At 42.9% G+C, this 14,375-nt stretch carries 15 protein-coding genes; 6 read left to right on the top strand and 9 right to left on the bottom strand.

The genetic code is table 11. The features are described from left to right. Positions 1–225 precede the first annotated feature (225 nt). From FKQ60_RS05025 to FKQ60_RS05015, 3 genes are all read left to right on the top strand, one after another. On the top strand, positions 226–948 hold the full coding sequence (locus FKQ60_RS05025) for a 4'-phosphopantetheinyl transferase superfamily protein (RefSeq protein WP_154170894.1): 723 nt from the start codon (positions 226–228) through the stop codon (positions 946–948). Positions 949–1,123: 175 nt separating this feature from the next. After that, on the top strand, positions 1,124–1,972 hold the full coding sequence (locus FKQ60_RS05020; RefSeq protein WP_170906121.1) for a TauD/TfdA family dioxygenase: 849 nt from the start codon (positions 1,124–1,126) through the stop codon (positions 1,970–1,972). After that, positions 1,957–3,435, top strand: coding sequence for an FAD-binding protein (locus FKQ60_RS05015; RefSeq protein WP_170906120.1), 1,479 nt, complete (start codon positions 1,957–1,959; stop codon positions 3,433–3,435). The genes FKQ60_RS05020 and FKQ60_RS05015 overlap by 16 nt, the downstream gene beginning before the upstream one ends. A gap of 154 nt (positions 3,436–3,589) precedes the next feature. Here FKQ60_RS05015 and FKQ60_RS05010 read toward each other — a convergent pair whose 3' ends face one another. Continuing rightward, positions 3,590–4,480, bottom strand: coding sequence for a LysR family transcriptional regulator (locus FKQ60_RS05010; RefSeq protein WP_170906119.1), 891 nt, complete (start codon positions 4,478–4,480; stop codon positions 3,590–3,592). A gap of 232 nt (positions 4,481–4,712) precedes the next feature. On the opposite strand from FKQ60_RS05010, the gene FKQ60_RS05005 reads away from it, so the two are divergent. Further along, on the top strand, positions 4,713–6,539 hold the full coding sequence (locus FKQ60_RS05005) for an L-tyrosine/L-tryptophan isonitrile synthase family protein (RefSeq protein ID WP_170906118.1): 1,827 nt from the start codon (positions 4,713–4,715) through the stop codon (positions 6,537–6,539). 139 nt (positions 6,540–6,678) lie between these two features. On the opposite strand, the gene FKQ60_RS05000 is transcribed toward FKQ60_RS05005, so the two are convergent. Then, a complete protein-coding gene (locus FKQ60_RS05000) occupies positions 6,679–7,608 on the bottom strand; it encodes a sodium-dependent bicarbonate transport family permease (RefSeq protein WP_170904412.1) in 930 nt (309 codons plus the stop codon). Further along, a complete protein-coding gene (locus FKQ60_RS04995) occupies positions 7,598–7,828 on the bottom strand; it encodes a hypothetical protein (RefSeq protein WP_161439064.1) in 231 nt (76 codons plus the stop codon). Before FKQ60_RS04995 ends, FKQ60_RS05000 begins: the two co-directional genes overlap by 11 nt. Positions 7,829–7,952: 124 nt before the next feature. Between FKQ60_RS04995 and FKQ60_RS04990 the strand changes: the two genes are divergently transcribed. Both FKQ60_RS04990 and FKQ60_RS04985 read left to right on the top strand, forming a co-directional pair. Beyond that, a complete protein-coding gene (locus tag FKQ60_RS04990; RefSeq protein WP_158137104.1) occupies positions 7,953–8,888 on the top strand; it encodes a LysR family transcriptional regulator in 936 nt (311 codons plus the stop codon). 69 nt (positions 8,889–8,957) lie between these two features. Further along, positions 8,958–9,641, top strand: a complete 684-nt coding sequence (locus tag FKQ60_RS04985) for a TVP38/TMEM64 family protein (RefSeq protein WP_170904409.1) — start codon at positions 8,958–8,960, stop codon at positions 9,639–9,641. A gap of 37 nt (positions 9,642–9,678) precedes the next feature. On the opposite strand, the gene FKQ60_RS04980 is transcribed toward FKQ60_RS04985, so the two are convergent. The 6 genes from FKQ60_RS04980 to FKQ60_RS04955 form a co-directional block, all read right to left on the bottom strand. Then, entirely contained in the window at positions 9,679–10,089 is a 411-nt protein-coding gene (locus FKQ60_RS04980) for a VF530 family DNA-binding protein (RefSeq protein WP_004396952.1), read from the bottom strand. Positions 10,090–10,349: 260 nt separating this feature from the next. Further along, on the bottom strand, positions 10,350–11,303 hold the full coding sequence (gene rihA / locus FKQ60_RS04975) for a pyrimidine-specific ribonucleoside hydrolase RihA (protein ID WP_170906117.1): 954 nt from the start codon (positions 11,301–11,303) through the stop codon (positions 10,350–10,352). A gap of 132 nt (positions 11,304–11,435) precedes the next feature. Then, positions 11,436–12,119 (bottom strand): Crp/Fnr family transcriptional regulator, encoded by a 684-nt coding sequence (locus FKQ60_RS04970; RefSeq protein ID WP_154170901.1) that lies wholly within the window; start codon positions 12,117–12,119, stop codon positions 11,436–11,438. A 154-nt stretch (positions 12,120–12,273) separates the two neighbouring features. Further along, positions 12,274–13,002 (bottom strand): nucleoside phosphorylase, encoded by a 729-nt coding sequence (locus FKQ60_RS04965; RefSeq protein WP_161438493.1) that lies wholly within the window; start codon positions 13,000–13,002, stop codon positions 12,274–12,276. Then, positions 12,999–13,745: a nicotinamide riboside transporter PnuC gene (gene pnuC, locus FKQ60_RS04960; protein ID WP_170906116.1), complete on the bottom strand. Its 747-nt coding sequence runs from the start codon at positions 13,743–13,745 to the stop codon at positions 12,999–13,001. Before pnuC ends, FKQ60_RS04965 begins: the two co-directional genes overlap by 4 nt. Before the next feature lie 144 nt (positions 13,746–13,889). Further along, positions 13,890–14,366: a hypothetical protein gene (locus FKQ60_RS04955; protein ID WP_170906115.1), complete on the bottom strand. Its 477-nt coding sequence runs from the start codon at positions 14,364–14,366 to the stop codon at positions 13,890–13,892. Positions 14,367–14,375: the final 9 nt, after the last annotated feature.

The following is a 14,375-nucleotide window of genomic DNA, read 5'->3' as shown; positions in this document are numbered from 1 at the left end:
GTTTCCAAATCGAGCTAATCTGTGGTTTTCTATTGTCCCACATTTGTTAATGATAACTATTATCATTGCGTTTGAGGTATAGTGTGAGACTAACGGTAATTTGTCAATATTCAGAAGAGGTAGGAAAATGGGGAAATGCGTCCTAGTATATATAAAACATTGTTTTTATTACATTATAAATATTAATACTAACCATTGTCATTTGCTGGCTGGATAGAAATACTCATGTTTATTCCAAACTTGCCTAGTTTTTTAGAAATCCATTTCTTAACCGTGGATTATTCGTATCACTTCATCAATACCATGTTAATGGAGTATACCGAGTTACCTCACACCTTAAATCAAGCGGTATTGAAGCGAAAATGTGAGTTCTTGGCCGGTAGAGTATGTGCACAACGTGGGCTGAATCAATTGATGGATTCTCGCGTAGTGAGTATTAAAATCGGAGAACATCGGCAACCGATGTGGCCGACTGGGATAGTTGGGTCTATTTCCCATTGTTTGGGCTATGCCGTTTCAGCCGTCGGATTTCAAAGCGACGAATGTATCTCAGTTGGAATAGATATTGAGAAAGTCATCACTACGCAATTTGCTAAAGAAATTACCAATCAGGTGTTGTCAGAGGGTGAGATGGTTTTCGCAGAACAGTTTGACGAATTTCAATCGTTCTTAACCCTTGTTTTTTCCGCGAAAGAGTCGATTTATAAAGCGATTTTTCCTTTTGTAAAACAAGTTTTAGATTTTGACTGTGTACAGTTGATTACTGTGGATCAAAAACAAAAGACATTACAATTTCAGTTTTCTCCTTTTTTACTTGAGGTTCTCAATTCGAGAGTGACGGTCAACTACCATTTTTGTCAGGCAGATACAGTAGCGACTTGGTGTTTGCTCTCAACAAATCATCTTCATTTCAGAACGATGAAAGACGCGGTTAACTTGATTGATTGAAGCCGTCGTTGTTTGGGCCTCGTCGTTTATCTCAATCGCATCGTGTGTTCATATTCAGGCGATTGTTCCTTGATCAGTAACGATGGGTTCTATTTTGGCTGTCTAGTCAATACGATACAGAAGGCGAATAATCTGACGGAGAAGTATTGACTAACCCAGTATGGAGACCGTTGAAATGCCTTATAAAATAACGTCACTCGACCCTTTTGGGGTTATGGTTGAAGCGCAACACTCTTCTACCCATGTTGTTGAGCTTGATATATCGAGCTTACGCCATCTGTTTGAGCGTCATCAGCTCGTGCTCTTACGGGGCTTTACGGTTTTTGAACAGGCTGAAGATTTTGCTGATTATTGTGAGCAATGGGGAGAAGTGAGCATATGGCCGTTTGGCCGAGTACTTGAGCTGATTCAAAAAGAGCAGCCCGAAGATCATATTTTCGACAGCAGTTACATGCCGATGCATTGGGATGGGATGTATCGTCCGCAAGTACCGGAATATCAGATTTTCCAATGTGTCGAGGCTCCCTTACCCGGTAATGGTGGGCGGACAACGTTTTGTCATACCATGCTTGCCTTAGACAATGCTTCGGAGCAGGAGCGCTCATTATGGCGGAAAGTGACGGGACACTATCAACGTAAAATGGAGTTTTATCACAGTAAAACGGTTTCTCCCATCGTGATGCCTCATCCATATAAAGGCTATGAGGTCATTCGTTATAACGAACCGCATGTGGTCGACAATGGTGATTTATTGAATCCCCCAGATGTCACGTTATCGGGCATTTCAGATAGTGAAGCGATGGCGTGCCATCAAAGTTTACGCCGCGCTTTGTATGACCCACGCAACTTCTATGCACATGAGTGGCAGTCAGGAGACATTGTTATTACTGATAACTTCTCTTTATTGCATGGCCGCGAGGCTTTCACATCACATACCCCACGGCATATTCGTCGTGTGCAGGTTTTAAGCAATCCGCCTTACCATAACCCTAGTTTGGAGTCGTACGAATGTCCGCAAGAGTAGTTGATATTGTTATTATTGGTGCAGGTCCGGTTGGTTTAATGAGCGCTTACTTAGCGCAGCGATGTGGATTGAGTACGGTTATCATTGATAAATCGTCAGAGCCATTACAGGTTGGTCGTGCTGATGCGCTTAATGCGAGAACGTTACAATTATTAGAAATTGTCGATCTGTTTGAGCCGCTGTATCGACTGGGTAAGCCTTGTAATACCAGTTCCGTATGGGCAGATGGGCAATTTATTTCCCGCCAATCTTCATGGTGGGAAGCGTTGGAAGGCTGCTTACATCCGCATTTTTTGATGCTTGGTCAGTCTTATCTTGAGCAGCTACTGGACGATAAACTCACGTCATTGAATGCCCCTGTATGGCGTCAAACATCGGTGAAGGATATTGTTATTCATCCAGAAAAGTGTCTGACCGAGCTAACCAATGGCGAGATCATTGAGTCGCGTTTTGTGATTGGTGCCGATGGCGCTCAGTCGTTTGTTCGCCAGAGGTTCACTATTCCTTTCCAGATAGTACGTCCGGAAATTATTTGGGCTGTGATTGATGGCGTTATTGACAGTGACTTCCCCAAAGTCCCGGAAATTATCGTCTTTCAAGCAGAGACTTCGGATGTCGCGTGGATTCCTCGTGAAGGTGACATCGACCGTTTTTATGTCCGAATGGATACGCATGACTTTACCGTAGAGCAAGTGATCGAAAAAATTAATCGTGCTATGGCACCACATCAATTAAGGTTTAAAAAGAGAGTGTGGTTCTCTCAATTTGCGGTCAAAGAGTCCGTTGCTGAGCGTTATGACATAGAAAATCGCCTCTTTTTAGCCGGAGATGCTTGTCATGTTCATTCTGTCAATGGCGGGCAAGGTTTGAATACCGGATTAGCCGATGCGTTTAATTTGATCTGGAAACTGAACATGGTCCTAAAAGGTCATACGAATGAGTCACTGTTAACCACCTATCAAGAGGAGCGTCAACCCGTTGCCCAGAGTGTAATTGCCAGCTCGGGTGAGTTAGTGCGCTCGACCAAGTTTTCTGCAACGAATACTCATGCGCAAGATTACGTGAAAATAGTCGAGAAGCGTTCGGGCAATATTACCGGAATGGGCATTCGTTATGGTGAACAAGGATTAGTCGGTACACGGATATTTGATTTTGTATTCAATACGCCAACGCAAAAAGCTCGGCTTTATTCATTGCTGGATTATCGTCAATGGACATTATTGATCGCAAGTGATACCGATTATGAGTTGAATTTGCCAGAGTTTATTAAGGTGATTCGAATTGGCTCTCGGGCAGAATATGCTCCTTATTGGACAAGTCAAAATCCGTATACTGACCAAGCGTTATTAATACGTCCAGATGGCTACATTTATTCAATCCATAATTTGCTTGATTTGAATGTGTGGTTAGCAACCAGTATCGAGACAATATCGAATAGTTTATTCGTGCAACCTGAGCTTTAAGCGGTGAGGACGATGATCGTCCTCACCAAAAGACAGTTGATGGTGGCGCAAATGATTTTATTATTTCTTTGCCATTCATCGACTATCTAAAACGCCAGTGATGTTACCGACGACTCATTGTATGAGGAAAAATAGTCGGGTTGTTTATTCTCCATCATACTTTGAGTGATGCTATCAAATAATCGATAAAGCACCGTACACGAGGCGGAATATTTTTGCGACTTGGGTAGAGAATATTCATCGTTGTGCTGACTTGGTAAAAATCAGGAAATAACCGAATGAGCGATGGGCCGGGGATTTTATCAATTAAAAAATGAGCGATAGGGCCAATCCCTAATCCATTTTGAATCATTGCCATAACACCCAGCGGCGCATTACTGGTGTGCTTAGGTTGTAATTTTATTTGCTGCTCCTGCCCATTATGGTTAGTTAATGTAAGAATATTATTCGGTAAATTTAGCCGAGATAGGTAAACCCAGTCGTGATCTTGTAAATCGTCTAGGCAAGTGATCGGCTTGGCGCTATTGAGATAATCTTGGCTGGCGTAAATACCTAATTCAAAAGGAGCAATCACTCGGCCTACCATCGACGATGACGTCAACTCACCAATTCTAATCACTAAATCGAGGTTAGATTCGACCATATCTTGCAGACCATCATCTAAGCAAAGATCAAAATTGACATGTGGATACTGTTGATAAAATTCATTTAATAATGGATTGATCAGAAAGGTTCCAACGTCAATCGTCGTTCCAATACGAATTGTTCCTGATATCTCTGACGCTAAATGATTCACCGCCCCCAGCGCTTGATCGGCGATATTCAGTAAGCCACGGCTGTATTGATAAAAAGTACTTCCCTCGGTGGTCAAACTAATTTTTCTGGTTGTTCGATGAAGTAGCCGCACATTAAGTTTTTTTTCTAATAGAGTGACTTGTTCACTGACCTTGGATTTCCCCATGCCGAGTGACTCTCCCGCTAATGTGAAGGAACCACATTCGACCACTTTATTAAATATGGCAATACGTTTTAATTCATTAAGCATTACTGTTCCCTTATTGGTAACTTTGGGTTCTATTTTTGTCATCTAGTCAAACTGCGTTGTCATCATAAATAATGACACAGTCGATTAGAGAGAATTTGAATGCTTTGGTTTCGATTTAATAATAATTAAATTATTAAAACCCACCTATGGGAGCGGTTCCATTTTATGGGTTGACAATAACCTAAATTGTCATCGTTTATTCAGTATTATGAAAAATAATTAAGGGCTGGTTATGCTTGATGTTTACCGAGAAACAGAGATAGATAAAATCACGTTTATTTTACTTGACCAAATTATTGCGCAATGTGATGCATCGTATCAAGGGATTGCTACACTAAAACAGCAACTGCGTGATTCGATAAGAGAACAGAAAAAAATAAAATTACTATTACCTGCATTCCCATGTAAAACCAATAATTTAGATAAAGTAATCAGCCATGAGCCTGATATGGGTGAATATCTAGTGTTAAGACGCTTTTTACAGTGTCTTCGTGATATTGAAGCGGTTTATTCTCCGGGGGTCGTCTTATATATTTTTTCAGACTACCATACATTCTCAGATTATATTGCCGTTGATTTGTCTCATCATTATGCGTATTCTGATGGACTAAAAGAAATGCTTGTCAATATGCATGCTGAAGATTTAATAAAAATAATTAATTTTGAAGATTTTAAAGAGTTTGAGCATCTTTGTGATACCGAGTATTTTTCTGGATTACGTAATATGTTTTCAGAGCCAGGCTACGCTGAAAATTTCACTGAGTTAAAACTTAGGAATAATAAAATGAATCAAACCTATCTAGGTTTGAAAAAATTCATGAGTCAAGATCAAAAATATGTATTGTCAACGCTTTCTTACAAAGAGCGTCGTCTTCGTTTAGCTGAAATTGCTAAAGGAATGATGATACAAGGGAAAGCTCTAGATAACTTTCTAAAACAAAAGTTTGCCGATTCGATTCGTTTGAGTATTCATGAGCATCCAATGAATGGAAAAAAGTATTCATTATATTTATTTGCAGAGCGACAATTTAAAACACCTTGGCATAGCACAGTACTTTTTGATGCAAGCCAAGGTAAAATCATGATTGATACTAAAGAAAATCATCTCAAGCGTACAGGCGTTATTTTACCTATTTTCTATAAGGGTAAAACATGGTGTTATTTACAATTAACTTGCGCTGATCAATCTATGAGCCACGTTGTCAGCCAAATTCGAGCAGAGTTACATCATGAAAAAGCAGGTTTACGTTTAATCAGTCCTACACCTTCTTTATCGGCGTCTGTCTTGAACATTAATGAATTGAGCCAACTGGTTAAAGAGTTTGGTTCGGTGTTATTGCATGGTTTTGCGCCTTTTCATCATCCAGATGATTTTTCGACTTGGTATCTGCAACATCGTTCTGCTGTCATTTGGGGTAATGATAGCGTTGTTGAAAAATTGTCCGGTGAGGCGCTACAGCAATCTATTGGTTGGCAATTCGCCACTTTATCCGATGCGATGGCTAATGGAACTTATCGATACGATTACGAAGATATTACTCCTCATGAATATGCTCTGTATTGCGCTTGTTCAGAAACGCCTGTCCATATGACTACGATAGATGCTGGATTAGCGCCGCTAACCCTACGAGGTCAAGAACGTGAGCAACTACGAAAGAGCACGTTATATCCAATAAAGCATCACCAAGACTACGCGGAGCAGGAATTACCACCATTGATTCGTTATTGCCAAGTATCTCGGCAAGATATTTTGCGTTGGCAGGGTCACTCATGTGGTCAAAATTCAACAATACGCTTACCGCAAGTGGATGGGCGATCAAGTTGGGAGCCGATTGAACAGCGTCTTGACCATTTATGCACAGAGCCGTCTCTTTGCTTTGAAAATACTTTGGTGGCAGGGGATATTCTTTTCGTTAATAACTTAACGACACTGCAAGTGAGCTATTCGTTATCACCGAGTAATCAATGTTGGCGTATTCAATTGCAGCCACCATCGATCAACTCACCATGGCAACCACACAACCGTATAGTGCAAAAGGCCGTCAGTGAAGTAGTGTGAAGATACATTGATGTCCTGATAAAAGGCACAACAGCTAATCACGCTGGGTGCCTTTTCTGATTTGTCTTACCAGTGATATAGAGGAAGAGACAGATAGTTATCTCTTGGAGACCTATTGCCTCGAACCGGTGAACGGTATTTAACTAACAGCCTGCCCAAGAGCAATAAAAAATGGCACGTTAAATAGGACATTGAAAGGAAAAGTAATGCCTAGTGCCGCGGTGATCGACATCCCTGCATTGGCTTCGGGCAGGCTTTCTTTCATCGCGGCTGGGACAGCAATATACGATGCACTGGCTCCAAGTACCGCCATCAGCGTGATCCCGCCAGCGCTAAACCCAAGTAGCATGCCGAGCCCTGTGCCCGCTAACCCGCCAATCATCGGCATCAAAATAGCAAAGCTGATTAAAAACAGGCTGTTATCCCTAAGTGTTGCCAATTGCTGACCAGCGATCAAGCCCATTTTCAGAAGAAATAACGCTAAAATAGCCGAGAAAAGGTCAATAAACAGTGGCGAAAGCTTGTGAACGGTGTCTCCTCCTACATAGCCAATCACTAAACTGCCAATCATTAATAATAGGCTGGGATTGGCGAGGAGTTCTTTTTTAAGAAAGTGACGATTAATCAGCGATACGCTGCCTTTGGCGAGTATTAAACCAACGATGATCGCGGGCATTTCCAATAACACGACAAACAGAGGGAAGTAAGCTTCATACGGGATCTGCTTAGCTTCGAGCAAGGCAACCGCGACGGCATAAGTTGCAACACTGACGGAGCCATAGTGAGCGGCAATCGCTCCAGCATTGATTTTGTCTAACTGACCAAAATACCGCAGTAGCGGATAAGCGATCAGGGGCAGCAACAAACCAAATGCCACCACAATCAAAGCCATCACGAGAAGACTTGCTGCGATATGCGCTTGTAAGGCAATACCGCCTTTAAGGCCTATCGCAATCATCAATATCAGACTAAGGGTTTTATACAGGTTATCTGGGAAAGGAATTTTTGCGCCCAGTAGCTGGCAGACAATACCCAGAATAAAAAAAGCAATCACCGCATCAAGCACCATGTTTAGTGCTCTCCTTGCTTGTTAAGCTGATGGTTGGCATTTTCGTTTTTACAGAACGATTAAACGCGGTTTTAAGCCCTTCAAACGCGGTATAACTTGCTAGCAAAGTAGCACAAACAAGAAAACTAAACGCGTTATACCCGATGGATAAACCTACATAGTAGAAGGTTACCAGCATCATCACTGTGGTCATTGGCAGTGCCATTGTACGAAATCTCATTACATTCTCCTGCAAATTTTTCAGCATGTTATGCTGTTTTAATAATAGATAAAAATAGATAATAACTAACTTTTATATAGATAATGATCTATATTATCTCAGTGAACTTGGTTGGAGGTGAACAATGGCATCCAGATTACACGCCCATATTGGCACGTTTCGCCAGCTAGAGATCTTGTTAGCGGTTTATCATGGCGGAAGTATTACTGCCGCGGCAGACAGTTTATTTTTAACTCAACCTACGGTTTCTATGCAGTTAAAAAAACTTGCTGAGGCGATAGGCTTACCGCTTTATCAACAAGTTGGTAGAACACTTCGTTTTACCGATGCCGGATTAGCCACGGTAGAAACGGCGAAAAAAATTCTCCAAAACTGTGAAGAATTGGAGATGCGTTTATCGCGTTTCAAAGGCCTTGAGTCAGGGACATTAAAATTAGCTGTGGTGACAACGGCAAAGTATTTTATTCCTCATTTACTTGGCCCTTTTTGTCAGCGCTACCCGGGGATTGATATTCAGTTGACGATAGCCAACCGACAGCAAGTGATGGAGCGCTGTGAGCATGGTGCCGATGATTTTTATGTGTTTAGCCATTTACCCGAAGGGTTAGAGCTGGACGTGATTGAATTCATGGCCAATGATTTGGTGGCGATTGCCGCGGCGAGTCACCCTTTTACACAACAAGAGAGGGTGTCATTAGCCGAGTTTTGTCAGGAAGATTTTTTGATCCGCGAAGTGGGGTCGGGAACCCGCTATGCGACGGAAGCTTTTTTTAATAAGCAACCCTATCAGCCTAATATTAAAATGACCATTGCCAGTAATGAGGCGATTATTCATTCTGTATTAGCTCGCTTAGGTGTGTCTATCTTGTCTGCTCATACCTTAGCGTTTGGTAATATATACGGTGTTAAAGTGATTAACGTCGAGTCGTTACCGATCAAAACCAGATGGTCATTCTCGTGGACTCGCCAGCGCGCCTTATCCCCGATTGCCGAGGTTTTTCTCAATTATGTGCAAGCAGAAGGGCGTGAAATCATTCAGCAAACGGTGCAATTGTCATAGCGAGTTGGTTGCTTGTCTAAAGAGTAAAGCCTGTATTGGCAATCATGATGATTAATAAGGAATATAAGTATGAAAAAGTGGTTATTACTGATCACGATTGCGATATTGGGCGTGGCATTTTTTGCACTCGATCTTAATCAGTTGCTGACCTTAGACGGTGTTCAGCGTCATTTAGCGCAGTTTGAACAGTGGCGTAGTGATGCGCCTTTGCTGGTCGGGATGCTATTTTTAGCGATCTATGTGCTAGTGACTGCCTTGTCGTTACCGGGAGCTGCGGTGATGACGCTCGCCGCTGGGGCGTTATTTGGTTTATGGTGGGGAACACTGATCGTTTCTTTTGCTAGCACCATCGGTGCCACCTGCGCTTTTTTAGTTGCGCGTTATTTATTAAAAGAAACCGTACAACGGCGTTTTGGTGAGCGCTTACAAGCGCTGAATCATGGCGTAGAAAAAGACGGAGCCTTTTATTTATTTACCCTACGACTGGTGCCTATTTTTCCCTTTTTTCTGATCAATATTTTAATGGGCTTAACCACGCTTCGCGCGGTAACCTTTTACTGGGTCAGTCAATTGGGAATGTTGGCCGGAACTCTTGTCTACGTTAACGCTGGCACCCAACTGGCGCAATTAGAGAGTCTTGGGGGGATTTTATCGCCAGCGATTTTATTCTCGTTCGCGTTGTTAGGGATATTCCCTTTGGTCGCGAAAAAAGTGGTCGAGAAAATCAATCAACGCCGGCGAGTCAGTGAATAGCGGTTATCGTTACCCTGAACGTGAATCGGATATTAATTTAACGACGGCTTTGGCGACTGCGTGCCGCTCTTTCTTTATGAGCGGAAGCCGCTTTAGCTTGTGATTTCAAAATCGAGTCTACGGTTAATTCCATCGGCTCTTTTGGCTGTAAGCCATGAGGGAAGGTACGTGCCCGTGGCGATATATTGAACTCTTCACTGGAAGCGCGAGGCATACGTTTAAAACGATACAGATAAAAGTTTTCTAACTTTTCTCGTGCCCAATCGGTTTTATTTAAATATTTGACACTACTGGCTACCGAAGGGTTGGTATGAAAACAGTTAAAGCGCATCGCTGTATCTAAAATATCCCAGCCATAAAAATCCACCAGCTCTTGCAGTAAGGTTTCTAACTTAAGGCCGTGTAATGGGTTGTTTTTTTGTAGTTCGATTCTTTCTTGATCAGTCATGATAACAGGCTCCTAAGGGTAAACGGTAGATAGGGTAGGTATAGCAGGATTTGGCAGATATTGGTGATGTACTTGTTCATCCTTGCAGAGGGGGCGGATTCTAGCAGAGTTGCTCGTACTTCCCTATGATTATCTTTGATCCGTTAACACTATCCCCTTGCTACTTGAAGTTGCAACGATGTCAGTTCAGCTCGTTTTAATATTGATGCTGATCGAGAGTCGTTTATCTGCAACTCCAAGTCGTTTGGGTATCACATCATTTAGGAAGCGGATGAATGAGTGGTAAAATAGTGCAAACGTTCAACCAATAAATCGACAAATCCCTGCCGATCAACATCAAATAACACGGTCGCATTAGCGGGATGATTGGTGAGCTGATAACGATCAACCACGGTCATGCCTTGCGTGTATTCACCTTGAGTTTCAATACCGACCCAGCATCTTTGAGCTTTAAACAGTTCAGGGGCCAATAACCAAGCGATGGTGCATGGATCATGCAACGGTGCGCCTGCTAGCCCCCATTTGGGATCACGATGGTAAATCATAAAAAAGTCGAGCAGTTCGGCAACGACACCAGCAATCGGATTATCAATTTTCCGAATACGTTCGATATCCTCATCCATGATTTGCGCCCGATGGGTGACATCGAGGCCGCACATGGTGATCGGAATACCAGATTGAAAAACCAGCTTAGCGGCTTCTGGATCGACATAAATATTAAATTCCGCGGCCGGAGACCAGTTTCCGGTTTCAGCGCCGCCGCCCATTAGGACAATTTCTTCAATTTTCGGTATTAACTCACGATGGGTGGCCAACAGCAGCGCAATATTAGTCAGTGGTCCAGTTGGTACTAGAGTAACGGGCTGGTCGCTTTGTCTAAGGATGTTAGCCATGAGCTCAACCGCGTGTTCCGCTTGGGGAGCAAAGCTGGGGCCAGGTAAGGTTGGGCCATCCAGACCACTTTCACCATGAACATTATCGGCAATGATCAGCTCTCGCATCAGAGGCTTTAATGCTCCACCGGCAACCGGAATATCACTTCTACCCAGTAAGGTAAGAATACGTAAAGCATTATTTAAGGTTTTCTCAGGGGTTTGGTTACCGGCACTCGTGGTCACCGCTTTGATTGCTAATAATGGAGAAGCGCACGCTAGAATTAACGCAATGGCATCATCATGGCCGGGATCGCAATCTAAAATAATCGGACGTGTCATAAATAAGGGTACTCCGTTTGTTTTTAGACTTCAGTGTATCGATTTTGCGAACCACAAAGTGTGAGTCTGTCGCTGAAACGAAGAAACCTACTGTAAGCGGAGAAGAAAAAGTGTGAGGTATGTAAAATTAAGTTATTGAGGATTGCTATTTAAGAAGCGTTGCAGCTCTTGTTCATCAACAATAGTTAGTCCAGTCGCGGTTTTTTCCACTAATCCTTGAGCGATCAATTCGTTGACCGCTCGGCGATAGACTCTGCTTGAGGTGCCAAATCGCTCGGCTTCTTGACTCGCTTTGCTAAAGCTCCCCAGCGCCATCGTTGAGCGTTGGCGCAAAAGTAAGTCATAAGCAATGTTATAAGTCAAAGGATGAAGTAGGCGGTTAGTGTAGATCTCCATTGAATCTCGGTAATCTTCCGCCAACGCAGCGGCAAAATACACCATCATTTCTGGATGCTGTTCAAGGGTTTTTGCTAGCGAAGCTAGACAAATAATATCGACTTGTAGATGCTCATCGGCGGTGACCGTCCACTGACAGGGCGTTGCGGTAAAAAACTCCATCTCACCAAAAATATGATAGTCACAGTTAGCCTCACCTAATTGAAATCGTCGACCGTTAGCGGCGAGAATGCTCATTGAAACGCGCCCGCCGGGAACCACGTAAATATGCTCTAATGGCTCACCTTGCTTAAGAATATCGCTCCCAGCATCGATATAAGCCGTGCTGATTTGGCATTGATAAATGAATGTCTTAAAGGCTTGCTTTTGTTCTTCAAGGTAAGCATGGAAGCGACCAGATGAATAGGGAGTTATTTTCATAATCTATCGACGAGAAATCAGGATGCTCAACGTTAGCTTGATTAGCCACAGGCCGCAAGTTTTGCCTTCTCTGATGTAAAAATCAATGAGCGCTAAGAGATGAGATAAGCAGCGGTATCGTAGTCACCGCTGCTTAATGCGCTTGCAGGAAAAATTAAACGCAGTGACTCAATGCATCTAACGCTGCCGTTGCGGCAAGCTTTTCACCTGCCATCATCGCTTGATCAGCGTTAACGTATTGCGTGACGCCTTGCTGTACATCTTGCTGGTACAAAACGACATTATTGAGCACAGACGCAACTTGTAAGCCACGTAATCGACCTACGGTAAGCAACGCTGATGTTTCCATATCTGCCCCCAAGACTCCTTTCTTATTCCAATAATGGCAAAGGTTTTGTTCTTCATCGGTATAAAAACTATCGTGTGAGCGAACCAATCCAAAATGTACCGCTGTGGGCTGCTGTATTAAAAATGCGTGTAAGCGACTCAGAAGCGAAAAGCTGGAAAATGCAGGGTAGGTGTCTGCAATATAGGCTTTTGATCCCCCTTCATCACGCACCGCGGCTTCCGCGACAATTAGATCACCCAGTTGAATGTTAGCCTGCATTGCACCAGCAGAACCAACGCGCACAATATGGCTGACACCGCACTGCTTTAGCTCTTCAATCGCGATAATCAGTGAAGGCGCTCCAATACCAGTACTGCATACGGTGATCTGTTGTCCATTATAACGACCATTGAATAAGCGGTATTCACGATTTTCAGCAATCAGCTCAGGATTATCGAGTAGCGCCGCGATTCGATTGGCTCGATTGGGTTCCCCACAGACAATCACTCGATTGGCGACTTGGCCATAGGCGACATTGATGTGAGGCTGAATCATACTGTGGCCTCTTGAACTTGGTTTGCTGACGTCACAGTTTGGCTATTACGTTTTGCGGTACGAACCCATTGCCGAGTTCCATTTGCGGCAATAAACATCAAAATAGCGTATTGCACAGACATCGCATAAACACCTTGAGTCGCATAAATACCGACACTAATGATGTTAATCACAATCCATAGCATCCAGTTTTCGACATATTTACGTGTCATTAAAATTTGCGCGACGACTGATAATACCGTCATGGTTGAATCCCAAAATGGAAAAGCATCGGGCTCTAAGACAGGTTGTGCAAGGTCCGCTCCTAATCCATTCATGATATCGACACTAATGTTCGCGAGAGCTAAAAAGAAAGGGTCAATATAAACCGTCAGTAAGCCAATGCTGACGATACTGATGCCTGCCGTGATCAGCAGTTTTTGTTTGCTTAACCAACGAACTTGTAGAATATCACCTTCCGCGTTGGGTTTTGTCCATGCGTACCAACCGTAGACATTCGCGCAAAAAAAGAACAATTGAAGCAGCAACAAGCCGTAGAGTTGAATTTGAAAAAATATCACGGCAAATAAGGTGACGTTGAGCAAACCAAAAAGATAGTTGATGGTTTTTTCTTGGCTGGCGAACCAAATGCACAGCAAGCCAAATACTGTACCAAAAGCTTCGATCCAGCTCATGGCATAGGCAGAACCAATCGGGATATTAACCAGTGTGTTATTAATATCGAGTAGAGCAAAAAGATCCATAGTCATTACCGTGGTGATTTATTTTGTGCGCTTATATTAAGTGGTTCTTTGCGTTAAGAGGGAGGACATATGTCCCCCTGCGATTGAGAGCGATCATACATTTAATCAATAATCTGTTTTTATAAAGGCTGAAAACCGGCTTATTTACTCTTCATATTTAAAGCGCGTGGTTATTTGATAGTCCGAGATAGTTAAATGCGACCGACTGCAAGGGTTACCTTGGTTATCAGAACCGACCGATAACTGTTTGTCTTGGTGATCGAAAACCACTTCAACATACTGACAATCCTCTTGGCCATCACGAAGAAAAGGATTGTTAACGGTTGGTTTGACACTAAAAGAATGGGGATCTGGTGCGTCTAGCGTGAGTGGTGAGTTAACGCTCGGTCGAGCATCAGAGGCCAGATAATCGACGCTTGCTTGATAATCAAGATAAGGATTATGAGTGGCTGGTAATTTGAAAATGAAACTGTCTTTTGCTGGCGCGTCAAGGTCTAAGGTCTGTGCCGCTTTATCGCTATTGCTTTGGCTAAATATATCCAATTCTTTTTCAGACGCTGTCACGGATAGTGAAATCAATAACAGTGTCCCTGCCAACTTTGAGATGTGATGTAGTTGCATATGAGTATC

The organism is Vibrio sp. A11, from assembly GCF_013048705.1.
In the GTDB taxonomy this organism is placed as follows: Bacteria; Pseudomonadota; Gammaproteobacteria; order Enterobacterales; family Vibrionaceae; genus Vibrio; species Vibrio metschnikovii.
The sequence above is the reverse complement of the archived record's forward strand: the minus strand, read 5'-3'. Positions and strand labels throughout refer to the sequence as shown.

Coding starts and splice junctions, on each gene's coding strand:
- FKQ60_RS05000 (WP_170904412.1), bottom strand. CDS start 7,608: ATGGTGCTTGATGCGGTGATTGCTTTTTTTATTCTGGGTATTGTCTGC.
- FKQ60_RS04970 (WP_154170901.1), bottom strand. CDS start 12,119: ATGAAAATAACTCCCTATTCATCTGGTCGCTTCCATGCTTACCTTGAA.
- FKQ60_RS05005 (WP_170906118.1), top strand. CDS start 4,713: ATGCTTGATGTTTACCGAGAAACAGAGATAGATAAAATCACGTTTATT.
- FKQ60_RS04995 (WP_161439064.1), bottom strand. CDS start 7,828: ATGAGATTTCGTACAATGGCACTGCCAATGACCACAGTGATGATGCTG.
- FKQ60_RS05015 (WP_170906120.1), top strand. CDS start 1,957: ATGTCCGCAAGAGTAGTTGATATTGTTATTATTGGTGCAGGTCCGGTT.
- FKQ60_RS04990 (WP_158137104.1), top strand. CDS start 7,953: ATGGCATCCAGATTACACGCCCATATTGGCACGTTTCGCCAGCTAGAG.
- FKQ60_RS05025 (WP_154170894.1), top strand. CDS start 226: ATGTTTATTCCAAACTTGCCTAGTTTTTTAGAAATCCATTTCTTAACC.
- FKQ60_RS04955 (WP_170906115.1), bottom strand. CDS start 14,366: ATGCAACTACATCACATCTCAAAGTTGGCAGGGACACTGTTATTGATT.
- FKQ60_RS05020 (WP_170906121.1), top strand. CDS start 1,124: ATGCCTTATAAAATAACGTCACTCGACCCTTTTGGGGTTATGGTTGAA.
- FKQ60_RS05010 (WP_170906119.1), bottom strand. CDS start 4,480: ATGCTTAATGAATTAAAACGTATTGCCATATTTAATAAAGTGGTCGAA.
- rihA (WP_170906117.1), bottom strand. CDS start 11,303: ATGACACGTCCGATTATTTTAGATTGCGATCCCGGCCATGATGATGCC.
- pnuC (WP_170906116.1), bottom strand. CDS start 13,745: ATGGATCTTTTTGCTCTACTCGATATTAATAACACACTGGTTAATATC.
- FKQ60_RS04980 (WP_004396952.1), bottom strand. CDS start 10,089: ATGACTGATCAAGAAAGAATCGAACTACAAAAAAACAACCCATTACAC.
- FKQ60_RS04985 (WP_170904409.1), top strand. CDS start 8,958: ATGAAAAAGTGGTTATTACTGATCACGATTGCGATATTGGGCGTGGCA.
- FKQ60_RS04965 (WP_161438493.1), bottom strand. CDS start 13,002: ATGATTCAGCCTCACATCAATGTCGCCTATGGCCAAGTCGCCAATCGA.